Below are 24,089 nucleotides of genomic sequence, written 5' to 3'. Positions count from 1 at the left end.
TCATAATAAGGACAATGAAATGCATTAAATTTATGCTATACTGTGTAAAGAGTACGCTGGATATACTAGCTATTAAAATGAAGTGATAGATATATTTTTGATTCATGAGTGATATGGAGGTGAAGAGTTTTATGGCTATATCTAAAGAGGAAGTTGTTCATGTGGCTACGTTGTCACGGTTGAAATTAACAGAAGAAGAAACAGAGCAATATACAAAACAGTTGAATGATATTCTCCAATTCGCTGAAAAATTAAACCAACTAGATACGGAACAAATTGAGCCTACAAGTCATGTACTACCCATCGAGAATGTATTACGTGATGATGAAGTGCGTCCATCTATTCCACGTGAGAAGGCTCTACTTAATGCACCTGATCAAAAAAATGGAATGTTTCGAGTTCCAGCTGTATTTGAAGAATAGGAGGAAAACGATGTCTCTTTTGCGTTTATCCCTGAAAGAAATACATAATCGTATTCTTAAACGAGAGCTTTCAGCTAGAGACTTAGTAGAAGAATCACTCAAGAGAATTGAAGAAGTGGATGGGCAAGTACGAGCTTTCTTGAGCATAGATGCTGAAGGAGCCAGAAAACGCGCAAACAAACTAGACCAAGAGCTAAAAGAGGGAAAGAGTTCAGGATTATTGACAGCAATCCCTGTTGGACTTAAGGATAATCTATCAACTGAAGGAATGACAACGACTTGTGGTAGTCAGTTATTAGCAAACTATCAACCTATATATAATGCCACAGTTGTAGAAAAACTATCAGCGGTACAAACCATTTCTATTGGGAAAACCAATATGGATGAGTTTGCGATGGGCTCTTCCAATGAAAACTCTGGCTTTTATCCAACTCATAACCCTTGGGATTTAGAACGCGTACCTGGTGGATCTAGTGGCGGATCTGCTGCTGCTGTAGCTGCTGGAGAAGTTTATTTCTCTTTAGGTTCGGATACTGGTGGATCCATTCGACAGCCTGCCTCTTTTTGTGGAGTTGTCGGGTTAAAACCTACTTATGGACGTGTTTCTCGTTATGGACTTGTGGCTTTTGCTTCATCCCTTGATCAAATTGGACCACTAACCAAAAATGTTGAAGATGCGGCTTATGTACTACAAGCAATTTCAGGCTATGATCCCAAAGATTCAACATCGGCAAATGTGGAAGTGCCAGACTTTTTATCCCATCTCACTGGTGATATAAAAGGATTAAAAGTTGCTGTTCCTAAAGAGATGCTTGGTGAGGGAATTGATCCAGGAATTCGCGAACAAGTGAAGCGAGCTCTGGCTAAGCTAGAAGATTTGGGTGCCTTTATAGAAGAGGTTTCTCTTCCACACGTGGACTATGCAGTAGCGACCTATTACTTGATTGCTCCGGCGGAAGCTTCTTCTAATTTGGCACGCTATGATGGAGTTCGTTATGGGATGCGTAAGGAAGGAAGAAATCTCTTAGATCTCTATTTAGAGACACGAAGTCAAGGTTTTGGTTCTGAAGTAAAGCGCCGGATTATGTTAGGTACTTATGCTCTTAGTTCAGGTTACTATGATGCCTATTATTTAAAAGCGCAAAAAGTCCGTACCTTGATTCGAAATGACTTTGAACAAGTCTTTGCTAATTATGATGTGATTGTAGGTCCGACTGCGCCCACAATTGCTTTTAAAATGGGAGAGAATATAGATAATCCGCTCACTATGTACCTTAACGATATCTTAACGATTCCCGTGAACTTAGCTGGGCTTCCATCTATTAGTATACCTTGTGGTTTATCTGAAGGAATGCCTGTTGGATTGCAAATTATTGGCAGAGCATTTGATGAAGCAACGGTTCTCCGTGTTGCTCATGCATTTGAACAAGCAAGTGAACATCTGCCAGAACCGCAAGTGGGAGGGATCCGTGTATGAGTAAGTATGAAACAGTGATCGGGCTTGAAGTACATGTTGAATTATCAACGAAAACTAAAATCTTCTGTAGCTGTTCGACTGAATTTGGTGCCCCTCCGAATACACATACTTGTCCAGTTTGTTTAGGACATCCTGGAGTTCTACCTGTCTTAAATCGTGAAGCGGTCAATTATGCCATAAAAGCAGCGATGGCTCTTAACTGTCAGATTGCTGAGTATAGTAAATTTGATCGTAAAAACTATTTTTATCCTGACTCGCCCAAAGCTTATCAGATTTCACAATTTGATCAACCAATTGGTGAACACGGCTTTATAGAAATTGACGTCGATGGTGAAAAGAAACGAATTGGAATTACTCGTGTCCATTTAGAAGAGGATGCTGGAAAATTAAATCATGAAGAGAATGGGGATTCTTCACTCGTTGATTATAATCGAGTAGGTGTACCACTCATAGAGATTGTATCAGAACCCGATTTACGATCTCCACAAGAGGCAAAAGCCTATCTGGAGAAATTAAAAGCAATTATGCAGTATATCGAGGTTTCAGATGTAAAAATGGAAGAAGGATCTTTACGATGTGATGCCAACATTAGTTTACGGCCTGTTGGTGCAAAAGAATTCGGAGTCAAAACGGAACTTAAAAATCTAAACTCGTTTCGCAATGTAGAGCGAGCATTAGAGTTTGAACAGTTGCGACATGCTGAAGTTTTAGATCGTGGTGAAGAAATTGTTCAACAAACATTACGGTGGTTGGAAAATGAAAATCGCACGAAGTTGATGCGTAGTAAAGAAGAAGCCCATGACTACCGTTATTTTCCTGAGCCAGACTTGGTTCGTCTTTATATTGATGAAGCGTGGAAGGAAACGATTCGTGCTACTATTCCTGAACTGCCTGATGCAAGAAAAGAAAGGTATGTTACAGAGTATGGTCTTTCCAATTATGATGCGAGTATTTTAACTGCTAGCAAAGCTACTGCTGACTTTTTTGAGCAAACTGTAGCAGATAAAGTGGATGCGAAGCTGGCGGCTAATTGGATTAGTAGTGATTTGTTAGGATATCTCAATAGTGAAGGATTGGAACTTCATCAAGTTCAAATGAAACCAACTCATCTGGCGAAAATGATTAGCCTTATCCAAAATGGAACAATTAGCTCGAAATTAGCTAAGAACGTATTTAAAGAGATGATCGAAACAGGACATGATCCGAAACAGATTGTGGAAGAAAAAGGCTGGGTTCAAATTAGTGACGAAGGTCAACTTAAAGAGGAAGTAGCCAAGGTCTTAGATCATAATCCACAATCAGTAGAAGATCTAAAAAATGGAAAAGAACGTGCGATAGGTTTCTTAGTCGGACAAGTTATGAAAGCAACAAAAGGCAAAGCCAACCCGCAATTGGTAAATAAGCTGATTCGCGAACAAATCGGTATATAAGCGGCCAGCTCGTCCCACTTGGGGCGAGCTCTTTTTTGCAGGAAGAGAGGTGGGATTCAATGGTAGCTATATATATTTTGCTTATGTTAATCAGTTTGTTTTTTGGAGTACATGCGTTATTTATTGCTAATGCACCCGTTGAAGCTGTACACATGTTAATTTTGTGTATGTATTTCTTCGTGACCATTTATGAATTTTATGGGAAGCCATTTCGGTTACCAATCTATTATCTACTAGTTTTTTTACTGATAACAGATACGCTATTTCAACTATTTATTATTACGAACATCTTTGGTTTAATTAGTTTATTGTTTGCTTTTTCTGCTTGGCAGTCTTTAAAGAGGCTAAGAGGATAAGTTTTTTATTCTTTTATATAAAACTATATGAAGACCTTTGTAAATCAATATGATATTGTAGATAGCTCATTTTCTAACGATATGTTAAGCTAATCCTAATCAAAGAAATAGAGGAGGGAGAAGAGATTGGAACTTGATATGGGGTCTTCATATGAATGGATTGCTCTATTTACATTAGTGTTTGTCACAACCATACTACTGCAAGTCCATTTACCAGAAAAGCGGCTACTTTTAGCTGTCTCTTCCCCTTCCAAACGGCTAGACTTCATCCAATCTTTCATTCAGTTACAAAGACTAAAGATTTTACGTCCCATACGTTTACGGGTGGGAGAAGATGAACCAGATCATAACCTCCTTATTGATTCAGAAAAATAAATAAGGAGGTTATAAACCTTGATTAATCAATTGGTTGAGTGGGTAAAGCCATTTTTTACATTACTAGAACAGGCTGTAGGCGACTGGGGACTAGCAGTCATTCTCTTTACACTGCTAGTAAGGCTTTGTTTGATACCTCTTTCGATCCGACAATCTAATTTTGCTGTGAAGCAGTTTCTTTTCTCGCAGCATGTAGCTAAGTTAAAAGAAAAATGGCAAGGAAATCAACAGAAAATGACAGTTGAAATGACTAAAGTTATGTCAGAAAAAAGCTTTAACCCTTTCAGTATGTTATCAACAGTTATTTTACAAACGCCTATTTTTATGACTATTTTTGCTTTATTTCATCACTTAGGTCCAACTGCGCATTCGGTGTTTATTCCTTGGGTTGCCAGTATTGGACTACCAGATCCTTACTTTATTTTTCCAATTGTGACGGCGATTTTATGTGGTCTACTATCAAAAGTGGCATTAATCCCTGATGATATGATGACAACGACTGCTTCTAATCCTATGTCATTCTATATTATGGTAGGGTTTTCTTTATTCATTCTATGGAGTGCTCCTGTGGCGATTTCTCTTTACTACGGTACCTCGAGTCTTTGGGGGGCTATAGAACGGAGATTATTACGTAGCCGTGTTCGCAAACTGATAAGTCAGGAACAGCAACAATAAGCTATTTCATCGTTATAACTATCAAAAAAGCTAGTCATTCATTTGACTGGCTTTTTTGATAGAAATAGCCTGTCTAGTTCATAGCTAAATACTTCCCCGCGCACTCCCATAGCTTTGATCTTATACTTTGCTCTGTTTGTCTATTTGGTAAGTCATTCTAAAACACGTGGGCTTTTGATTACATAATGCGACATGCTTTGGTAGTATGTCGTATCATTTTACTGTTTTATACAAATCATCTTTTCATACATGATATGATAGATAAGAATTAACGGTCTAAAAGGTATTGAGGGCAAAAAAAGGAGTTGAAAATAGCGATCAATGTATATAGAAGAAGGAAAAATTCTCCTCGTTGATGATGATCAACCGATTTTAGAAATGCTTCAGTTTATGTTGACTAAGGAGAAATTCGCCAATATTTATACAGCGGAAACGGCTAAAGAGGCATTAAAATTGGCAAAAGAAGTTCGACCTGATTTGATTGTATTAGACATTATGCTACCTGATGGAGATGGCTTAACTGTATGTAAAGATATACGTCAATTCACGGAAGCCCCTATCTTGTTTTTAACTGCGAAAAATTCGTATTTAGATAAGTTGGCAGGATTTAGTTTTGGTGGGGATGATTATATTACAAAGCCGTTTAATCCGTTAGAAGTCGTTGCACGCATTCGTGTACAACTCAAACGTCATCTCAAATCAGTAGAATTACCAGCCAAAGGAAATATTTGTTATGATTTTGGGTATTTCCAAGTCGATGAAACTGCTGGCCAATTGTATATTGAAGGAAAAGAAGTACATTGCCCAGCTAAAGAGTTACAACTGCTTCTTTTTTTATGTCAAAATCCGCAACGTGTTTTTAGTTTTCGTCAGATCTATCAACAGGTTTGGAAAGATATTTATGACTTAGGGGGAGAAAATACGATTAAAGTTCATGTTCATCGCCTACGAGAAAAAATAGAGCCAAATCCAAGCAAGCCCATTTATCTTTTGACAGTGCGTGGATTAGGCTATAAGCTGGTGGCCCCAAAGGGCGATAATGGATTATGAAAGGAAGGTTGACGCGGTATTTTTTCTTAAGCTTAGGAGGAATATTCGTTTGTATTTTTGCTTGGATGAGCTTTTTGATCTACCTCTTCTTTGGCAGACAAGAGATTCCAGAAAATCCATTAACAGCTAATTATTTAAAGAAGATTGCAGTCAAAACTCAGATCAATACACAGCGAGTGCAGATAGACTCACAAATTTTGACTTACCTTCGGCAGCAGCAGATATGGCTTCAAGTGTTAAATGAAAAAGGAGAAGAAATTTATTCGTTTCATCGTCCTACCTCTATACCTCGTCATTACGCACCAGGACAGCTAGTTGCCTATCAAAACTATCCTACTGAATCGGGTTATCACATTTCCACATGGTATGAAAAAGTGGATGGCCATATTTATACTTGGGTTACGGGAGGAGCTCCAGCACGCTCTCATAAAGGCTATATACCGGAAAGTGAGCAATATCAATATACAACTTATCTGGTAGCAGGATGGATCGTAATTATTCTACTAATTGCCACTTTCTCTGCATTTCGCTTAGGTAATCCCCTCTTACATACTTGGTCATGGCTTCAGCAATTAGCTGATGGGGACTATAGTGAACCACTAGATCGTAAAGGGAGGCCGAGATCCTTAAATCGCTCAGGCAAAATTAAGCTCTCTTACCGTATTTACCGTGAAGTGATTGATTCATTATATAAACTTACTCAAACGTTAAAACAAAATGAGCAAGATAGAATCCGTTTGGAAAAAACACGTGAAGAATGGATGACCGGAGTTTCACATGATTTAAAAACTCCACTCTCAACGGTAAAAGGGTATATCGAAATATTATCCACAGAGAAGTATGAGTTAGATAAACATGAGCTTGACTTTATCCTAAAAACGTTGGGACAGCGTGTAAAATATATGGAAGAGTTAATACATGACTTTAACCTTACATTTCGTTTGAAGAATAATGCCCTACCACTTCATAAAGAGAAAGAAAATATTGTAGAATTGCTTCGTGAATCCATCATTGATTGTATCAATTTGCCGAAAGCCAATGAGTATGAATTCGATTTGGATACCAATACGAAAGAGCTTTATGATGTAATTGATCGAAAGTGGTATAAACGAGCCATTGATAATCTACTTGGTAATGCAATTAAGCATAATCCACCAGGAACAAAGATTCAAGCGCAACTTAAGCAGCTTGATCAAGGATACGAAATCGTGATTCGCGATAATGGCAAAGGAATGGATCATGAAACGAAAGTGCGTTTGTTTGAACGTTATTTTAGAGGTACTAACAGTAATCAAAATTCACTGGGGACTGGACTGGGAATGACCATTGCTTATCAATTAATTCAAGTGCATGGAGGGAGAATTCATTTACATAGTAATCTAAATGAAGGGACAAAAATTGTGATTCAATTTACACAAAATAGGGGATAAAGTGTGGACTTCTCTTGAAATTATAATGTAATTCAAGAGAAATCCATCTCTATTTAGCTTAGAGTTTTGGTCATCCAAACCTGCCCTAGTTGATAATCAAAGCCGATCTCCCGAAGTAATTCATCTAAGTCTATATCTGCGTGTAAATTAAAAGTACGATAGGATTGAGCAGGTTTCGTTTTATTTATAACATGGGAAATCAGTTCAATGAAAATATCTTTACGGTTTTTCTCTTTGGGAGTCACTTCTAAGTGAAAAAAATTAACCGTTTGTAAAGACGTAATAACTTGAAATAAAGCATATCCAATCGTTTCATTTTTTTCATTGGATAGTATGATTGCTTCCGCATCAGGTAAGCTTGCTAACTGATTCTGCCAAGGAGCCCACCGACGGAAAAAAGGAAGGTGGACTAGATCCCGCTTAAAAATGCTCTGCACAGTATTTGGTGTATGTTCGGTAGTCAATGAGCTTAACTTGCTTTTAGCTTTTTTAAGATCAAGGGAGTAAAATTTTAAATGGTCGATAATTTGATAACCCATTTTACTATAGAGATGAATGGCTGTTAAATTTCGATCAATAGCTTCAAGTGTAGCAACCTCTACTTGTTGTTGATGGTATATTTCAAAGCACTTTTCCATCATCAATCGACCTATGCCTTGTCCACGATAATCAGGAATAACACCAGTTCCTCCATTCCAAGCTATTTTTTGATTATTAATCTCTCGAATCCCATTTAAGATAAACCCAACAGGTTTTTCTTTATCATAGGCGACAATGGATAGATCAGGAGAGAGATCTTCTTTGGCCAAACGTTTCACATAAGATGACACATCTGTTTTCATTTCTGTAAAGTAATCTTGAAAGGCATGGTTCATTAGATCTACCATTTCTTTTAAGGAACAATTACTTAGAAATTCAAATCGAATCATATTCATCCTGCTTTCTATAGATTGGGAAATTTATAATTTTATTTTACAAGAATTGATCTATAAAAGGTAAAGATAAAAAAGCCTCTCTTTGCAAAGAGAGGCACATTTTTAACGGTTTTAAAAGGAGATCATGAGCGAGTTGTACGTCGGCGACGATATAAGTTTATAATTAAAGCAGAGACAACAATAATCCCAATAATTGTAATAATAACAAAGCTATAATCCCCTAGAAGCTCATACAAAAGATTACGATTCATATAATCAAGTCCTTTACTACCCTTGTGTGTCAAACGCTTGGCTTTCCATTTTAGCTGACTGCTGATTAGGTCTAAATATTGCAGTAATAGGACAAAATCGGGTTATTCCTGAAGCGACTTTCACAGCTGAAAAGATTGCGATCATCCACGGAAAGACACGATATGGAGAACGAGCCGAACAAGCAGTACACCAAGCTAAGCCAACTAAGCCGCAGGTAATGCGAATCAGGGCATTCCAAGGGCTCATATTTTTTTGCATATCCTCACTCCCTCGCTTCTTTAATAACTAGTCTTTACAATTTCCCTCTTATTATGCGAAGGATAAATTATTCGGTTGCCGAAATGATAAATAGTTAAACAAAGGAGTTGATCAAATGGGAATTCAGCTTACATTGGATGAGCAAATACTACTTTCAGATGTTGTTATGGGCAGGAAAAAGCCTACTCGTTTAATTAAGGGTGGGACAATACTTAATGTTTATACAGGTAGGTTAGAAAAAAAGGATATTGCACTTGCTGGAAAGAGGATTGCTTTTATTGGAAATCTAAAGCAAAGTGGTCTATATCTTGATTCATCAATAGAGTCATTAGATTTAACTGGATATACTTTAGTACCTGGTTATATTGAACCGCATGCACATCCAACCCAGCTATATAATCCCCTAACTTTAGCAGAAAAAGTACTAACTTTGGGAACGACAACATTGATTAATGATAATATGACTTTTTTCACCATGTGGAATATGGAGGAATTGTTGGGGTTATTAGATCAGCTAGAGAACTATCCTGTTAAACAATTTTGGTGGGCCCGATTGGATGCACAGACGTATTTAAACAATCAGGAAAAGGAATTGTTTTCAACCGAACGTGTCCAAAAATTTTTATTTCATCCGCTTGTCATACAAGCAGGTGAACTTACAGATTGGCTTCCTTTACTTATGGGCGATGAAACGATGTTAAGTCAGGTCACGATGACAAAGCAGGCCGGTAAACGTGTAGAAGGCCATGCTTCTGGAGCATCTTATCGTACTTTATCTCGTTTAGCGGCCATTGGAGTGACAGCTGATCATGAAAGTATCTCGGTAGAAGAAGTATGGAATCGCCTGGAGTTAGGGTATATGACAACCTTACGTCATAGCTCGATTCGCCCTGATTTACCTATCTTAATAGAAGGACTCCTACAAAAAGAAAATGTTCCATGGCATCGATTGATGTTAACAACAGATGGAGCTACCCCCCTTTATTTAAAGCAGGGATTTCAGGATCATATTATACGAGTAGCTATTCATCATGGCTGTGACCCCATACATGCTTACCAGATGGTTACCATCAATCCGGCTATCTATTATCATATGGAAGAACATATTGGTGGATTGGCACCCGGGAGACTAGCTAATATAAATGTATTAAATTCCCTTCAAGATCCTACTCCTGTCATGGTACTGGTGGATGGAGAGTTAGTCGCCAAGCAAAGAAAAATGTTGCAATCATTTGAAACGAATCCTTGGAATCATTTTAAAAGTGTTAAGTGGGGAAGTGATTGGCGTATACAGGAAGAGGAATTTTCCTTACCTTCTCGAAAAAAGGATAAAGTGCCTATTATTCAATTGGTCAATGCAGTGATTACGAAATTACAAGAAGAGAATTTAGAAGAGGAAAACGGCTGGGTAAAATGGGAGGAAAATGATGATCGTTTATTAGTATATTTAATTAGTCCTGTGGGGAAGTGGATGACTTCAGCTTTTTTACGAGGATTCGCACGAAATATAGACGGACTTGCCTCAAGCTATAACGGATCTCATGATTTGTTAGTAATTGGACGTGACAAGAAAGCAATGGCTCAGGCGGCTAATCATGTATTGGAGCATGGTGGAGGGATCACTTGGGTTCAAAACAGTCAAATCTTATATCATATACCACTTCCTATCAGTGGTTTTATGAGTACAAAGTCAGTGGATGAATTGAACGAGCAGTTAGAACCATTTATCACTCAATTACGTGCTTTTGGATATACATTTTCAGATCCGCTCTATACTTTTTTATTCCTATCCTCTACTCATTTACCACAAATTCGTCTGACACGGGCAGGAATTATGCAAGTTAAAGAAAAAAAGATACTATATTCAGCAAGTAAGAGGGGTATATAAATATAGAAGATCATAGCCAGATCTGTTTCGAATAAAATAGATGACCAGGGGACTTCTCTTATGCGGATGTCCCCTGGTTAGTTAACTAGCTGAACGGATTAAATTTCTCCCTTTACCATGGGCAATACATAGTGGTGTACCAAAGAGTGGATCTTTCGCAATTTCACAATGGAGATCAAAAACCTCTTGAACCATTTGTTCGGTCACAATGTCTTCTGGTTTACCTTCTGCATAAACTTGTTTATTGCGAATAGCAATGATATGGTGTGCATAACGGCATGCCAGATTAAGATCATGTAGTACCATAATGATCGTTCGCTTTTGTTTTTCATTTAGCTCAAATAATAAATCTAAAATTTCAATTTGATGTGTCAGATCAAGGTAAGTTGTCGGTTCATCTAATAATAATATATCTGTATCTTGCGCCAAAGTCATTGCAATCCAAGCACGTTGGCGTTGACCACCTGATAATGAATCAACGGCACGATCTGCTAAAGGGGTCATTTGAGTAACTTCTAATGCCCAGTTTACTTTATCTTCATCTTCTTTAGACCATTGTTTTAACCAAGTTTGGTAGGGATATCGCCCTTGTTTGACTAATTGTATAACAGAAAGGCCTTCTGGTGCTTCAGGACTCTGTGGCAAGATGGCTAAGTTTTTGGCAAGCTCTTTGGTGGGTTGCTTTGCAATCTCCTTACCATCTAGTAAAATAGATCCTGATTGTGGCTTTAAAAGTCGAGCAAGTGACCGTAGAAGTGTAGATTTACCACAGCCATTGCTACCTACTAAAACTGAAATCTTCTTGTGGGGAATACTTAGATTTAATTCTTGTATAATCGTGTGAGGTCCGTAAGAGAGAGTTAAATTACTTGTTTCTAAACCGTGTGTCAAAATAATCCCTCCAAGTTAGATGAGGCATGGAATCGAACTTGTTCTCTTCTTTCATTTTATGAGAAAGATTCTCAACCGTCAATGAATATTGTCCTGCTCTCTAAAGGAAGAAATTAAGATGGTATCGAAGTTATATAAACCCATGTGTAATAATTGGTATAGGAGAGCCACTAAAAAAACCTTTGTATGATTTATAAAGAATGGATCGGATGACTTGCATGTTGTTATAACATAAGCAGTGAATAAAATGAGAAAGGAATAAAAGCAGTATATTTTGTCGTATTTTTATTTTTTGGTAAATTTATTTATGTTAATCGGGGATAAGTTTTATGTAACTTGCCCTTTTTAATGGTAATCGCTATAATACTATAGACATTTTGGTATTAGAATTAAGAAAAAGGGAGTTTATACTCTTGAAATCAATCACTCAAAGAAAGTGGGTTATGGGTTTAACGCAGTTATTATATTTATCTATTTTAATTACACCGTATGCCCCACCTGTTTTTTTGTTTTTAATTGGAATTATTACTATTTTTATTTATAGAGAGAAGTGGCCGCTTTTAAGCTGGCCTGAAAACATTTTTTTAGGTTTTGTTCTTCTAAGCGCTATTAGTTGGGCTGTGAGTCCTAGTTGGTATCAAATAACTACGGAACCTGTACCCATACAATCTTTTCCAGTAGGCATTGTTCCTGTTTTTCTCTTTGTGACTTATTATCTTTTGACAGTTTGGATCAAAGGCATTGTAAAGTGGTCTCCAGCTGAAGTTCGTAGAATGTATATTTATTTTTGGTTGGGAGGGCTGTATGTTGTAGCTGTTGTATTGATTCAGCAAATGAGCGGGAGTATGAATGGTAGTGAACTATTAGAGCACCTGCTTAACTTTTATAGAGAGAATCAATGGCAGAGCGAAAATCCAGAAAGAAGTGCAGGAACCGCAGGAAATTCAAATATAACAGCTGCTATGCTCATCTGTTTTGCATTAATGAGTATTTATGCCCAATCTGTACTGTATAAAAGGTGGCAGAAGATAACTGCTTTTGGTGTATTCCTTTTATTTTGCTATTCCATTTATTTGACAGGATCACGTGGAGCATGGGTTGGACTAGTAGTGGGATTATTGGTTCAGATTTGGATGAAAGGACATAGAAAAATCACATTAGCCATTTTACTATCTCTAGGCAGTGTAGTAGCCTTATTTCCATCATTAATCCCTCGTTCAGATACCATATTGACTACTTTCCAAGCACGTATGAAAATTTGGAAAGTAGCAGTAGAGATTTTCAAAGAGCATTGGCTTATAGGAGCATTACCCCTTCATTTTGCTCAGATTTTCCATCAAAAAACAGGTGAAGCAGTTTATCATGCGCATAATGTGTTCCTTGGTATTGCTTCAGAATTTGGCATCATTGGTTTTGGTTTATTTGTAATGCTCATTGTTGTGACGATGATAAGAGCGAGACGTTGGCGGAAGCTGACAAATAGTAAAGAAGAAAGATGTTTAGCAGGAATGCTGGTCTCGTTGATTATCGCTTTACTGGGTCAAGGAATGTATGACTATCCTTTATTAACACCACAAGTAGGTCTTATTTTTATGCTTAGTATTATTATTATTCATTCTCAGTACGAGCGAGCTTTAAAGATGAAAAACGATGGAGATCTTAAATATGAAGTAAAAAGCTCTAAGACTCTTGACTTTAAGCCCGTATCAACCTTCATTATCGGTATGAAAAACCTTTTTAAAAGCGAACACTCCCGTCGCCTACGTTAATGGGTAGAGACGGGAGTGTTTTTTTCTTATGTTCTAGTGAAATACTTCCCATGGATTGATCCAACCGAAAAAGATTCGTGTACCAGGAGGTACATTTCGGCTTGGAACAGTAGCTTTATAAACCTTTCCATTATAGGAAACTAAATCGCTAGTTTGATACCATTGGTTACTCTGCCAAGCTGGAGGGAGATTAGTATTTGGTTTAGGTCTAGGCTTGGGTTCTGGTTTGGGTTCTGGTTTGGGTTCTGGTTTAGGTTCTGGTTTGGGTTCTGGTTTAGGTTCTGGTTTGGGTTCTGGTTTGGATTCTGGCTGATGATTGGGCTCGTCTTTTTGCTCAGGTTGTTTATTAGACGTTTCATTGTCTGGCTGGACTTTTCTCGTGTCTTTAGTTCCTATCTTTGAAGAAGAAGCTTGTTTATGCGCCACATTATTGTTTGCTTTTGAGTCTGATGTCAGTTCCTTTTGCTTCTCCTTTATTTTAGGAGCTATACTTTTCTCTGAGGGTGCCTGGTTTACAGTTTCTGGTGAAGTTGTTTCATTAGCTGCTTGACTTTGTTTTTTCATTGAATCAGGAGTAGATGTTGAACTATAAGCAGTTATACCTGATTTTTTCTCTGGCTCATTTGGTTGCATTGCATAAATTATACCAGATAAAGTAAATAAAAAAATGAGAACGCCTACTCCGGTCCATAGGAAAGGTAAACGTTTTTGTCCACTCCTGTTTTTTCGGCTTGGAAGTGGTGGTGTCGGAATGATGGGCTGCGAAGAGCTCCGTTTAGATCGTAAGTTCTTTGAACTCCGATTATGCTCGCTCATTACCTTAGTTCCTCCATTCGATCTACTTGGAATTTTATCATAGCATAGTTAAAGAAAAAATCAATGAATAACAATATTCTAAGTATATATTTAATGTCAATATTATATTATTAGATAATAGTATTTTAAGTTACAAAAAAAGTATATATATCATTTTTAAAGTGGATAAATATTATTTATATAAATTTATTATAGTCTTTATCGCTAAAATTGACGAAAAATGAAATACAAAAATTTCAAGTATGTATTTTTGTATAACTGAATCGAAATTATCATTATTTGATTGAAAAAGAAAATAAATTTGTAGGAGAATCTCTTTGAGAGAGCTCTTGAACTGCTGCTTATCGTTTCTCCGCTCTCACTCCTGTGGCTTTTTCTAGGAGTAGTCTAGGTTTTTGATCGAATAATGGAGTATGCACTTATAGGAGATTCATGCTATATACATAAATATGTTACAATGTGGGAAAAAGGTGTGAAGGTTGTGTGTTTAAGAATTCCTTTAAAATATCCTTACTCCTTTGATCAAACAACAAAGCGTTTGCGCTATTTTTCTAAATCAAGTTATCTAGAAAAAGATGGAACATTTTATCGAGCTATGCGTTTAAAAACAAGGACGATCGTAGTAGGGATCTCGTATATACCTATGTACTCAGCCTTAGAAATACAAGTAGATCAACCATTATCCAGTTTAGAGGAGCTAGAGTTACTTGAAATAGTAAAGCGAGTATGGTCTACTGAAATTGACTTGACCCCCTTCTATAATCATCTCGAAGATAAGGTTTTGCGACCGATAGTGCTTGCAAGACAAGGACTCCATTTGATCCTAGATCCAGATATTTATGAATGTTTTATTAAAACGATTATTGGTCAACAGCTACAAACGTCATTTGCTGCGAAATTGGAACAACGTTTGATTGAATTAGTGGGAGATCAGATTGATTATCATGGAGATACTTTTTGGGTATTTCCAACTGCAGAGCAAATCGCAAAGCTTACCTATGAAGATCTTCAAAAACTGCAATATAGTCGGCGTAAGGCTGAATATATTATAGATATCTCACGATTAATTGTTAATGGTAGATTGGATCTCAATAATCTATGGGATAAGTCAAATGAAGAAGTAATGGAGTTGTTGTTACCTTTGCGTGGTGTAGGTCGTTGGACGATTGAATGCATCTTATTATTTGGTCTAGGTAGATCTGATCTGCTTCCTGCTGCAGATATTGGGTTAAGAAATGCCGTGAAAATGGCGTATGGTTTGGAAAAACAACCAACAGAAAATGATATTCGAAAGTTAGGAGCAGCTTGGGCACCTTATGAGAGCTATGTTACGTTTTATCTGTGGGATTACATTACGCAAAATAAGAAATGATGTATCTTAAACATAGGAAGGGGGATATCTGTGGCTAGAAAAAAGAAAAAAGAGACTCGAGTAGCTTCAGTAGATGCAAATGGGATTTTTATGCGTGAAGTAAAAGGGACAGCTTTATGGGTAATTATTTCCCTTGGAATTGTTAGTGTACTAGCCGTTCTAAAATATACTTTACTTTAGATGTGTCAGTCATTGTTATAGATTAAATATATTTTAATTCAAAAAATGGGTCTCTCTTTTTCACTTAAGTAAATGAAGTGGAAAATAAAGAGACCCATTTTATAATGACCAATATTGTTTTAGCAGCGTGTACCTAGTTGAAGTAGGAGAGAAAAAATGTATATCAGTCATCCTATTAGTCACTATAAGTTTATGATCGAACAGGCTCTTTTGTCCGTTCCTTATTTTGGACTTGTAATTCATAGGCTTGATCAGGACTATAGATGACACTACGAGTATAGGCAATCTCAATTCCATTCTGGTGTAAAGCATCTAATGCTTCTTTACGGATATCACGTTCTAATTGGAAATAAGCATCAGGAGAGCAAAGAGCTGTGATCATAAATTGAACTCCATTCATATCCATATTAGTAAATTTCGCGATATCCGGATCTTCGATAAGGTCTTTTGTATATTTTTCTTTGATCTGGGTACATGCTTGTTCTAATGATGTTATGACAAGATCAAAATTTGTTTCAAGTGGAACAGTGATATTAATAATGGCACGCATCTTTTCACGGTTATAGTTTGTGACTTGAGTGATCGTTCTATTGGCCAAGTAATGTAAGCGTTGATTAAACTCACGGATTTTGGTTACACGTAGCCCTACCTCTTCCACTGTTCCAGTTATCTGATTATTAATTTGGACAAGGTCGCCAACCTCCAATTGGCGTTCAAAGATCAGAAAAAATCCGCTTATGACATCTTTGACTAAACTTTGAGCTCCAAATCCAATCGCTAATCCTAAGATACCCGCACCAGCTAAAACAGGGGCTAAGTTAATGCCAAAGATAGATAAGATGGTTAGGATCGCAATGAAATAAAGTGTATATTGAACAACAGAGTTAATTAACTTTCGTAGCGTATGACCTTGATTGCTTTGGACACGGCTAAATGAGAAAGTTTTATTGATCAATCGCTGGATCAGTCGCACAGCTATAATAGTAAGAGCTATGATCAAAATGATTTCACCCAAGGGCATTAAGAGATACTGAAAAGGATCTTCAATGATATTGACAAATAAGCTTTTAGTTTTATGGGCTATGTTCTCAGCTAAGTTTTGACCTGTATCTGTTTGAGGATTTTTTGATATATTTTCGGCTATTTTTTTTTCAACATCTGTTGAAAAAGCTAGTAAGTCCGTTCCCAAAATCACTACACCTCATTTCTGGCGGATATAGATGTTTTTTTATGTGAATTAGGATAACATGTGTTGTACTTTTTTGTCTAATTGCTCTTCACTAATCCAACCTACAAAAGAATCAATGAGGTTTAGCTGATGATCAAGTAGAGCTACAGCTAGAAACGGAAAGTTTTTCTTATGATGATATCGAACATCAAACCATCTTACTTCATAGCCATATGAGCGAGAATATACAATGGGATAACCAAATGAAGTAAAAGATAAAAAGGAGGAGATAGGCTCTGCTTCTTTGGAATGAATAGCAGCAGGATGTTGTAGATCCTTTGTAGAAAGTTCTCCAGTCCATTTTATCTGTCCTTGACGAATTTCTCCCATTCGAACCCTGTTCTGTTGTCTTAGTACAACTTTCCAATCATTCCATCTTATAGTAGGTAAAACAGTATATTTCCCAGGCTCGCCAACTTGTTTCTTAACCCATTTAGACTTTTTCGCATGCACCCAAGTTCGCCACGAAACGTAGGTGATCATAATTAAATAAATAGCTGCAAAAATAAGCCCAGGAGAGATTGGTGAAATAAACCATAAACCAAAGCCGATCAAATGAATGACAAAGATAAAAGGATCAAATATATTAATGACATTCCAAGATATCCAACGGTTCGAAAAAGGTTTCAGTGCTTGAGTACCATATGCATTAAATAGATCGATAAAAATGTGAATAAATACGGCTAAAAAACTCCATAGCCATACATGTAGATAATTTTCCGTTAAGAAGAAGGATAAAACAACGGTTATAAGTGTAGGCCATAGTAAAAGCATTGGAAGTGAATGAGTCCATCCACGATGATTTCGTATATAGGCACTATTCCCTTTAAGACGATATAAGGTGTCGCAATCAGGAATTTGTGAGCCGATTGTAGTAGCAAAAAGGATCGCATAAGATATTTGCGTATCCTGCAGTAAGGTAGGGTCAAGATGTGCTAAACCGTAAAGGCCGATTCCCATGGCAAGGTGAGTTCCTGTATCCATATAACTCCTGCTACTGTCCAATATAGACAAAATGTCCGTTTTAGTTTTGCTTAGGATGGCAAGTCCTGTTCTGACCTATGTTTTTATGGACCTAGATTGAATAACGGGTTTTTAATTTTGAACTGCGAAATTTTCTAGGAAAGTTGATAAATATAATTAATTTTTAGGAAAGGAAAGCGTTATATCATAAAAACATATGAATAATCTGGATTCATCCATATATTACTTATCACTCTAAAACTAAAATTAAGTAGGACATTTAATCTAGAGGTAGCAGGTAACCTCCTTCCTTAATAAAAAAATTTACTTTTTCTAGAGCAGATGTTACATAGATTATTAAAAGGCTGGATTATTTCTAGATTAAAAGCAGATTGCTTTGGTGTAAAATGGACTTTTTGATTGAGGTTTAGGCGAAAGTAAGGTTCGAAAGAGATGCGTAGCTGATTTATGCCATATCCTCTTTATAATATAGAAAATGCAATTGGAAGTGACTCTTATTTAGAAGATCATTTTGGTACTTACATAGTTCATTGGGTTAACGGAGTAAATCATATTTGTTAAGATAGAGGCTGTTACATAATCAGAATCACTTACGTATATTTGATCTATCATATAATGGATTTAAGAAAGGGGATTCTTGTATGAATACAGCACGTTATCTTTTATTTATAGAATATCAAGTTAAGGATTCAAAGTGGAATGATTTTCTGGCAGCTCGACCTAATCTTAAAGAAAATGTTAAACAAATAGGACCAATTTTGTCACACTCATTTTTAGAGAGTAAAGAACAAGCGGGTTTGATTGTAGAGATCATCGAAGCAAAAGAACCACATTTAATTGAACAAGTTAAACAGCTTCGGACAGCTACAATCGGTGGTGTTTTAGATGAATTTGACTCGCTAATTAAAGGAGGACGAGAAAAAGTTCGTGCTTGGACTTTTGGACATTTAGATTAAATAACAAGGTGGTATCTAAGAGAAAATGATTCGGAAAAAAAATCATAAAAATTTAACCATAAATCTACCTCCAAAAGAAACAATACAAGTGATCCAGAAAGAATTGTTAGACTGGTATAATCAAAATCAACGCGATCTTCCTTGGAGGATTAATAAAGATCCTTATCGGATTTGGGTTTCCGAAGTCATGTTGCAACAAACCAGAGTGGATACAGTAATTCCGTACTACGAACGATTTATGAAGCAATTTCCCACCCTTGAAGACTTAGCAAATGCAACAGATGAACAAGTGGTAAAAGCATGGGAAGGTCTAGGATATTATTCGCGAGCGAGAAATTTACATTCTGCAGTTAAAGAAGTGGTTGAAAAATATGCTGGAAAAGTCCCAGATCAACCTGAAACCATTTCGCAATTAAAAGGAGTGGGCTCATACACGACAGGTGCCATTTTAAGTATAGCTTATAATAAAAAAGTACCTGCTGTGGACGGTAATGTGATGCGTGTTTTTTCTCGTCTATTTGCGATTAAAGAAGATATTGCATCAGCTACCACTCGCAAAAAAATGGAATATCTAGCAGATTCTCTAATCCCTGATCAAGCACCTGGAGATTTTAATCAAGCATTGATGGAGTTAGGTGCTCTAGTTTGTACACCTGTTTCTCCGCAATGTTTATTTTGCCCTGTTCAATCGGTATGTCATGCATCTCATCAGGGTATTCAAGGAGAATTACCTTATAAGAAAAAAGCCAAGCCTCCATTAAAGGTGCCTGTATTATTTGGTTGGATCACATCTGACTCAAAAGTTTTACTCGAAAAACGGCCAAATAAAGGCTTATTACGTGGAATGTGGGCTCTTCCAACCTGGGAAGATGTTATTGAATCTAAAGCGTTAGACACGATGCAAAAAATTGTGATCGAAAACAATTGGTTAGTTAAAAATATAAATATAAAGGGGAATCTGGAACATATTTTTAGTCATCGTCACTGGAAAATTAGTTTAGTTACTGTGGAGTTGATAGAGCAAGGATTGGAACCATCATCGAATTTAAAATGGATATCTTTGGATGATATAGAAAAAATAGCATTGCCTAACGTTTATCGAAAAGCTCTGAAAATGTTAGTTTAACATTTTGTAATACATTTACTCATCATCCTCGTTTAAAATAGTATTTGATTTATTGTTTAGGTTTTTGCATTTACGGGAAGCTTTTGCATTAGAGATTCTTCTTTTTAACAAATTTTTACATATCAGAGATAAAAAGGAGGGAAATAGGTGGAAGGAAGAAAAATGCCATTTGGAGATAAATATCCAGTCCCTGCCTCCAGAAAATCTCTTCATTCGATGTTGTCTCAACGTACCGATCAAGGATCATCAGCCAAAAAGTCGTTGCTAGGGAAAAAGATAAAAATTGAAGAAGAATCAGAAGCATATACAGAGGAAGATCTTTACCAAAAACTCAAGATGTTTCGAGAAAGACCATTATCAAAAGAAACGGAGTTTTCAATGATGCCTGAACATATTAAAAAGAATATTTCCTCATCACAACGCGAATTCTTGATAGATACGGAACAGAATGAAAATGATTTATCAGCATTTATGACTAAGGAAGAAGACGACACATCCGAATTAGGTTTATTTGAAGCAAGAAATTTAGATAGCTGGAGTACAGATTTTACTGGAACCTCAAGCCGTCCACCTGAGCGAAAGAAAACATACACGTTGACTCCAAATGTGGACTTTCAAACACAGCAAGAACAAGAGCCTATTCAAACTGAGTTTCAACAAAGAAACCCAGGCACAGCACGAACTGGCAAGGGACAATTAAAGAGTACTGCAAAGCATAAACCACAAACAGCTCACAAACCAAGCGTTGTTAAGAATTTAAATCAAGTAAACTCAGGGGTAAATGCTCAACCTAAAAAACAGGAATCGCAATTTAATAAGCCAACGATTGGATCACAACCACGTCCTGATTCGTCGAATGTAGTTCAGTTTGAGCGTGTGACTCCCCAACCGGTAAAGCCGATCAATCCTTCGGGAACAAATCGATACATTACATCGCAGGCTATTAAAAAAGAAGAGGAACCGTTTACATCTGTTTTTCAGAATCCTGAGCCTGTACCACAAATTCCGCGACCAGTACCACCAAAACCATCTAAGGTACAGTCACAGGCAGCTCCCACAAAGAAGGTATCGATTTTCTCGAGACAGTCAAAGTATTTTATGATGATTTGTATGATCGTAGGACTTTTAATAACAGGTACAGGCTTGGCTTATGCAATCAAAACATTTGGTCTATCGGATACAGGTAAGCTTTTTGGAGACATGGCTCGATTACAAGCAGGCGATGAGATATATAAGTTAGAGCTAAACAAAGTAGGATATGATGGTAAAAATCCTTCATCTATAAACAAAAAAATGGTTCTTAATTGGATTAATACCACTGTCAAACCAAAAGTTGAACGTCCAGCCAAAAATGCTCAACTTAAAGGTAAAAAGATTAGTGATGGAATGATTAAAGAACAAAATGGTTTGCAGATTGATATGCGCCAATTAAATCAATGGTTAAATAACCCTTCTGTTATTATTAACCAGACCAAACAAGTTCCTTTAGTAACAGTAAAACCGAAATGGACAGAACAAGACTATAAAGAGATCGATAAGAAACAAATCAGTGAAGTGAAAAAGAAGTTAACAACAGATGGAAAAAACTTAGAAAAACTGAACGGATGGGTAGTAGATCCAGGGCAAACTTTTTCTTTAACAGAAGCTTTAGGTGAGGCTTCAAAAAAAGAGATAAGCGTATTATCAAAAGCTTTATCTGCTGCTGTATCCGAGGCAAAGTTAAAGAATAACAGTAAAGATAAGACAGAAGGTGAAGAAGTCAGTTCCAATAGTAAATTCTATTTTACCAATAGTTATAATAAGCCGATTATGCTTAAATTAAATGTAAAGAAAGAGTCTTTGAATTTAAAAATATTAACGGCTCCAGGAGCTGTATCATCCATTTCAAAAAAGAAAAGTGATACAAACAAAGATCAATTTGAAAATACAAAGAAAGAAGAAGATAATCAGTCTAATGCTTCTCAAGAAAACCAAGGAAATAATGAATAAAGCAGAAAGAATTTCTAAAAATCGCCTAAGATATGGGCGATTTTTTTATTAGGGAATCTGCCTGTAGCGTTTTTTTAGATTATCCATTATCATATATTATAAAGGGTTATTTATACATATAACAAAGGATATAGTTAAGATACAGAAGGGAATAAATGTGATGATACATTTTTTTGTTTGTTTTAGCTTTTTATGCACTGTGTGTTCATTGGCTCTATAGATGTAAAATATATCTAGTTAGGATATAAATTAACGGAGTTCTTCTATTTTTGACAATTTTCCTTAGATGATCAATAATAAGTGTCCAATATGAAATTACACCAAAGGGGAGAAATTGGGTGGAAGATCAAAAAAAGAATAGGGTGAATGAAGAAGCTCAGTCAGAGAAAGAAAAAAAGAAAATATGCTCTGAGCAGGAATCTTCTGAGGATACAGAACAAGCTTTAGAAGAAACGGAGAGACTGGATGAAACGGTATCTTTCTCCAGTGAGTCTGATATTGAAAAAAAAGGAAAAGAGCAAGTGAAACAAGGAGTTTCACAGGATACCATCTTGCTATTTGAACAGTGGAGTACGGATGAAAAAGAAGAAACAGAGATCGCAGAGGCAAATAAAGAGACAATAGTAGAAAATCAAGATAAACAAACTATTGAGAAAGAAAAAAAACAAAATGAAAATAAAAGTTCTTCGTCCGAAAACCTAGAAGATGATCTTTCTATTTTTGAGCAATGGGGTACTGAAATAGCGGCCTCAGAGGAGTCTGATGAAAATTCGGAATCAAAACATAAGCCTGTTAATGATTCCCAGTCATTAGATGATGTTATCTTCTTCGATAAGCCTTTTGAACCAGTGAAAAGTAGTCAAGATGACATCAATATAAAAAAGCCTAAAAACATAAATTCCCCTGCTGCTAAGCAATTACAAACAACTCCTCCTACTGAACAATCCTCGAAAACTAAAGGATATTCCAGAAAATGGATCGTTGGGATCGTGGCTGCCAGCTTATTACTCGTTGGCGGTGGAGTAGCTACTTATACGCTTTCAAAAACAGAATATTACAAAGAAGAGGTTCAACCTAAATTTATTGGATATCAAATACAGCTAAAATCCAAACAAAAAACCTTTAAATTAGATCTTGGATCAATTGGCTATCATGGAGATTATTCTTCTCTTGACAAAAAGAAACTAGCTGCATGGTTAGATGGAATTCGAAAGGAACTGGATCAACCAGCTGTCAATGCCAAATTAAAAGATAAAAAAGCAGGTACTGATATTATTCCAGAAAAACCTGGGCAATTAGTTGATACAAAACAGGTTGTTGAATGGTTCAAGGAAGGTAATATCAAAAAGCTCTACAATCGTCCTAGACAGATTCCAATGATTGAAGACAAACCCACTTTAACTGCCGCAGATCTAAACAATCTGGATAAAGTGAAAATCGGAAAGTTTACTACCAATATGGGAGCTACGGCAGGAAATCGTGTTGAAAATATTCGCCTTGCATCGAATACGATTGATGGTTTTGTGTTAAAACCGGGTGAAGTCTTTTCATGGAATGGTTATGTTGGAGATACCACAGCTGATAAAGGATATAAACCAGCTGGAGTAATCGTAAATGGAAAAATGGCAACAGGATATGGGGGCGGAATCTGTCAAGTATCTACCACACTCTTCAATGCAGTTGAGAAAGCTGGCTTAAAAATTGTTTCACGAACAGCACATAGTAAACCAGTTGGATATGTACCACTTGGTAGAGATGCTACTATTGCCTATCCTTATACTGATTTTAAATTTGCCAATAATTTAAATAAACCGGTCGTGATTAAAGCGGATGCTTCTAGTTACTTATCGACTGTTGCTGTTTATACAATGCCTGGAGCAAAAAAATTAACCAAAGAAGAATTAAAAGAATTAAAATATCCAAAACCAAAGACAGATTCCTTTACTAAGCTATTATTGGGATATGATCCTGAAGAAGAAAAGCGAATCAAAGAACTACAAAAAAGCGATGATAAACCAGAAGTAAAAATTACAGATGATATGTTAGATCAACCAGTAGAAACAAAGCCTGGCCCAAACCAAAATGAAGATGAAAATGAAGCAAATAGTTTATAAGAAAAATTTTTGGAACTGGTTGCATAAACTTTTTTCTTTATTTAATGATCCGACTGTTGTTTGCTTTGTGAAGACAGGAGTAAAACGGAAGAAAAAAATTATCAATATAAGTAGGC

23 protein-coding genes are annotated in these 24,089 nt (G+C 36.5%); 16 read left to right on the top strand and 7 right to left on the bottom strand.

Features of this window, described 5'->3' with window-relative positions; translation table 11 throughout:
- Positions 1–131: 131 nt before the first annotated feature.
- The 8 genes from gatC (at position 132) to DL897_RS08500 (ending at position 7,215) form a co-directional block, all read left to right on the top strand.
- On the top strand, positions 132–422 hold the full coding sequence (gene gatC / locus DL897_RS08535) for an Asp-tRNA(Asn)/Glu-tRNA(Gln) amidotransferase subunit GatC (RefSeq protein ID WP_113658734.1): 291 nt from the start codon (positions 132–134) through the stop codon (positions 420–422).
- Between the two features lie 10 nt (positions 423–432).
- Positions 433–1,899 carry an Asp-tRNA(Asn)/Glu-tRNA(Gln) amidotransferase subunit GatA gene (gene gatA / locus DL897_RS08530; protein ID WP_113658733.1) on the top strand — a complete coding sequence of 489 codons (1,467 nt, stop codon included), beginning with the start codon at positions 433–435 and terminating at the stop codon, positions 1,897–1,899.
- A complete protein-coding gene (gene gatB, locus DL897_RS08525) occupies positions 1,896–3,329 on the top strand; it encodes an Asp-tRNA(Asn)/Glu-tRNA(Gln) amidotransferase subunit GatB (protein WP_113658732.1) in 1,434 nt (477 codons plus the stop codon). The genes gatA and gatB overlap by 4 nt, the downstream gene beginning before the upstream one ends.
- Before the next feature lie 59 nt (positions 3,330–3,388).
- Complete coding sequence (locus DL897_RS08520) at positions 3,389–3,685, top strand: hypothetical protein (RefSeq protein ID WP_113658731.1); 297 nt, start codon at positions 3,389–3,391, stop codon at positions 3,683–3,685.
- A 126-nt stretch (positions 3,686–3,811) separates the two neighbouring features.
- Positions 3,812–4,060 carry a hypothetical protein gene (locus tag DL897_RS08515; protein ID WP_113658730.1) on the top strand — a complete coding sequence of 83 codons (249 nt, stop codon included), beginning with the start codon at positions 3,812–3,814 and terminating at the stop codon, positions 4,058–4,060.
- Between the two features lie 18 nt (positions 4,061–4,078).
- Positions 4,079–4,735, top strand: a complete 657-nt coding sequence (locus DL897_RS08510) for a YidC/Oxa1 family membrane protein insertase (protein ID WP_113658729.1) — start codon at positions 4,079–4,081, stop codon at positions 4,733–4,735.
- Positions 4,736–5,056: 321 nt separating this feature from the next.
- Entirely contained in the window at positions 5,057–5,785 is a 729-nt protein-coding gene (locus DL897_RS08505; protein ID WP_113658728.1) for a response regulator transcription factor, read from the top strand.
- Positions 5,782–7,215: a sensor histidine kinase gene (locus DL897_RS08500; protein ID WP_113658727.1), complete on the top strand. Its 1,434-nt coding sequence runs from the start codon at positions 5,782–5,784 to the stop codon at positions 7,213–7,215. Before DL897_RS08505 ends, DL897_RS08500 begins: the two co-directional genes overlap by 4 nt.
- Positions 7,216–7,268: 53 nt before the next feature.
- Here the strand turns inward: DL897_RS08500 and DL897_RS08495 are convergent, their stop codons facing one another.
- The 3 genes from DL897_RS08495 to DL897_RS08490 form a co-directional block, all read right to left on the bottom strand.
- The gene (locus tag DL897_RS08495; RefSeq protein WP_168188721.1) at positions 7,269–8,144 is read right to left on the bottom strand and encodes a GNAT family N-acetyltransferase; all 876 of its coding nucleotides are present in this window, start codon (positions 8,142–8,144) and stop codon (positions 7,269–7,271) included.
- 128 nt (positions 8,145–8,272) lie between these two features.
- Complete coding sequence (locus DL897_RS18840; protein WP_276308568.1) at positions 8,273–8,401, bottom strand: EYxxD motif small membrane protein; 129 nt, start codon at positions 8,399–8,401, stop codon at positions 8,273–8,275.
- A gap of 16 nt (positions 8,402–8,417) precedes the next feature.
- Positions 8,418–8,660, bottom strand: a complete 243-nt coding sequence (locus tag DL897_RS08490; RefSeq protein ID WP_113658725.1) for a YgaP family membrane protein — start codon at positions 8,658–8,660, stop codon at positions 8,418–8,420.
- A 115-nt stretch (positions 8,661–8,775) separates the two neighbouring features.
- Between DL897_RS08490 and DL897_RS08485 the strand changes: the two genes are divergently transcribed.
- Entirely contained in the window at positions 8,776–10,548 is a 1,773-nt protein-coding gene (locus DL897_RS08485) for an adenine deaminase C-terminal domain-containing protein (protein WP_113658724.1), read from the top strand.
- Between the two features lie 81 nt (positions 10,549–10,629).
- Here the strand turns inward: DL897_RS08485 and DL897_RS08480 are convergent, their stop codons facing one another.
- Positions 10,630–11,439, bottom strand: a complete 810-nt coding sequence (locus DL897_RS08480; RefSeq protein ID WP_113658723.1) for an ABC transporter ATP-binding protein — start codon at positions 11,437–11,439, stop codon at positions 10,630–10,632.
- Positions 11,440–11,852: 413 nt separating this feature from the next.
- Here DL897_RS08480 and DL897_RS08475 point away from each other — a divergent pair, with 413 nt between their 5' ends.
- Positions 11,853–13,208 carry an O-antigen ligase family protein gene (locus DL897_RS08475; RefSeq protein WP_113658722.1) on the top strand — a complete coding sequence of 452 codons (1,356 nt, stop codon included), beginning with the start codon at positions 11,853–11,855 and terminating at the stop codon, positions 13,206–13,208.
- 33 nt (positions 13,209–13,241) lie between these two features.
- On the opposite strand, the gene DL897_RS18475 is transcribed toward DL897_RS08475, so the two are convergent.
- Positions 13,242–14,024, bottom strand: coding sequence for a carbohydrate-binding protein (locus DL897_RS18475; protein ID WP_113658721.1), 783 nt, complete (start codon positions 14,022–14,024; stop codon positions 13,242–13,244).
- Positions 14,025–14,505: 481 nt separating this feature from the next.
- On the opposite strand from DL897_RS18475, the gene DL897_RS08465 reads away from it, so the two are divergent.
- Positions 14,506–15,396 carry a DNA-3-methyladenine glycosylase family protein gene (locus DL897_RS08465; protein WP_168188720.1) on the top strand — a complete coding sequence of 297 codons (891 nt, stop codon included), beginning with the start codon at positions 14,506–14,508 and terminating at the stop codon, positions 15,394–15,396.
- A 30-nt stretch (positions 15,397–15,426) separates the two neighbouring features.
- Positions 15,427–15,576, top strand: coding sequence for a hypothetical protein (locus DL897_RS18210; protein WP_168188719.1), 150 nt, complete (start codon positions 15,427–15,429; stop codon positions 15,574–15,576).
- Between the two features lie 190 nt (positions 15,577–15,766).
- Here DL897_RS18210 and DL897_RS08460 read toward each other — a convergent pair whose 3' ends face one another.
- Together DL897_RS08460 and DL897_RS08455 are read right to left on the bottom strand one after the other, a co-directional pair.
- Positions 15,767–16,765, bottom strand: coding sequence for a mechanosensitive ion channel family protein (locus DL897_RS08460; RefSeq protein ID WP_113658719.1), 999 nt, complete (start codon positions 16,763–16,765; stop codon positions 15,767–15,769).
- Between the two features lie 48 nt (positions 16,766–16,813).
- Positions 16,814–17,788, bottom strand: a complete 975-nt coding sequence (locus DL897_RS08455; protein ID WP_113658718.1) for a metal-dependent hydrolase — start codon at positions 17,786–17,788, stop codon at positions 16,814–16,816.
- 641 nt (positions 17,789–18,429) lie between these two features.
- Here DL897_RS08455 and DL897_RS08450 point away from each other — a divergent pair.
- The 4 genes from DL897_RS08450 (at position 18,430) to DL897_RS08435 (ending at position 23,973) form a co-directional block, all read left to right on the top strand.
- On the top strand, positions 18,430–18,744 hold the full coding sequence (locus DL897_RS08450; RefSeq protein WP_113658717.1) for a hypothetical protein: 315 nt from the start codon (positions 18,430–18,432) through the stop codon (positions 18,742–18,744).
- A gap of 25 nt (positions 18,745–18,769) precedes the next feature.
- Positions 18,770–19,870 (top strand): A/G-specific adenine glycosylase, encoded by a 1,101-nt coding sequence (mutY, locus tag DL897_RS08445; protein ID WP_113658716.1) that lies wholly within the window; start codon positions 18,770–18,772, stop codon positions 19,868–19,870.
- A gap of 147 nt (positions 19,871–20,017) precedes the next feature.
- Complete coding sequence (locus tag DL897_RS08440; protein WP_113658715.1) at positions 20,018–21,859, top strand: VanW family protein; 1,842 nt, start codon at positions 20,018–20,020, stop codon at positions 21,857–21,859.
- A 338-nt stretch (positions 21,860–22,197) separates the two neighbouring features.
- Positions 22,198–23,973 carry a VanW family protein gene (locus tag DL897_RS08435; RefSeq protein WP_113658714.1) on the top strand — a complete coding sequence of 592 codons (1,776 nt, stop codon included), beginning with the start codon at positions 22,198–22,200 and terminating at the stop codon, positions 23,971–23,973.
- The last annotated feature ends 116 nt before the right edge of the window (positions 23,974–24,089 follow it).

The sequence above is a fragment of the Thermoflavimicrobium daqui genome, assembly GCF_003313465.1.
GTDB classification, from domain to species: Bacteria; Bacillota; Bacilli; order Thermoactinomycetales; family Thermoactinomycetaceae; genus Thermoflavimicrobium; species Thermoflavimicrobium daqui.
The sequence above is the reverse complement of the archived record's forward strand: the minus strand, read 5'-3'. Positions and strand labels throughout refer to the sequence as shown.

What these genes read in the sequence shown, in the direction of transcription:
- gatC (WP_113658734.1), top strand. Translation starts at nt 132, where the DNA reads ATGGCTATATCTAAAGAGGAAGTTGTTCATGTGGCTACGTTGTCACGG.
- DL897_RS18475 (WP_113658721.1), bottom strand. Translation starts at nt 14,024, where the DNA reads ATGAGCGAGCATAATCGGAGTTCAAAGAACTTACGATCTAAACGGAGC.
- DL897_RS08520 (WP_113658731.1), top strand. Translation starts at nt 3,389, where the DNA reads ATGGTAGCTATATATATTTTGCTTATGTTAATCAGTTTGTTTTTTGGA.
- DL897_RS08495 (WP_168188721.1), bottom strand. Translation starts at nt 8,144, where the DNA reads ATGATTCGATTTGAATTTCTAAGTAATTGTTCCTTAAAAGAAATGGTA.
- DL897_RS08505 (WP_113658728.1), top strand. Translation starts at nt 5,057, where the DNA reads ATGTATATAGAAGAAGGAAAAATTCTCCTCGTTGATGATGATCAACCG.
- DL897_RS08490 (WP_113658725.1), bottom strand. Translation starts at nt 8,660, where the DNA reads ATGCAAAAAAATATGAGCCCTTGGAATGCCCTGATTCGCATTACCTGC.
- mutY (WP_113658716.1), top strand. Translation starts at nt 18,770, where the DNA reads ATGATTCGGAAAAAAAATCATAAAAATTTAACCATAAATCTACCTCCA.
- gatA (WP_113658733.1), top strand. Translation starts at nt 433, where the DNA reads ATGTCTCTTTTGCGTTTATCCCTGAAAGAAATACATAATCGTATTCTT.
- gatB (WP_113658732.1), top strand. Translation starts at nt 1,896, where the DNA reads ATGAGTAAGTATGAAACAGTGATCGGGCTTGAAGTACATGTTGAATTA.
- DL897_RS08450 (WP_113658717.1), top strand. Translation starts at nt 18,430, where the DNA reads ATGAATACAGCACGTTATCTTTTATTTATAGAATATCAAGTTAAGGAT.
- DL897_RS08455 (WP_113658718.1), bottom strand. Translation starts at nt 17,788, where the DNA reads ATGGATACAGGAACTCACCTTGCCATGGGAATCGGCCTTTACGGTTTA.
- DL897_RS08500 (WP_113658727.1), top strand. Translation starts at nt 5,782, where the DNA reads ATGAAAGGAAGGTTGACGCGGTATTTTTTCTTAAGCTTAGGAGGAATA.
- DL897_RS18840 (WP_276308568.1), bottom strand. Translation starts at nt 8,401, where the DNA reads ATGAATCGTAATCTTTTGTATGAGCTTCTAGGGGATTATAGCTTTGTT.
- DL897_RS08485 (WP_113658724.1), top strand. Translation starts at nt 8,776, where the DNA reads ATGGGAATTCAGCTTACATTGGATGAGCAAATACTACTTTCAGATGTT.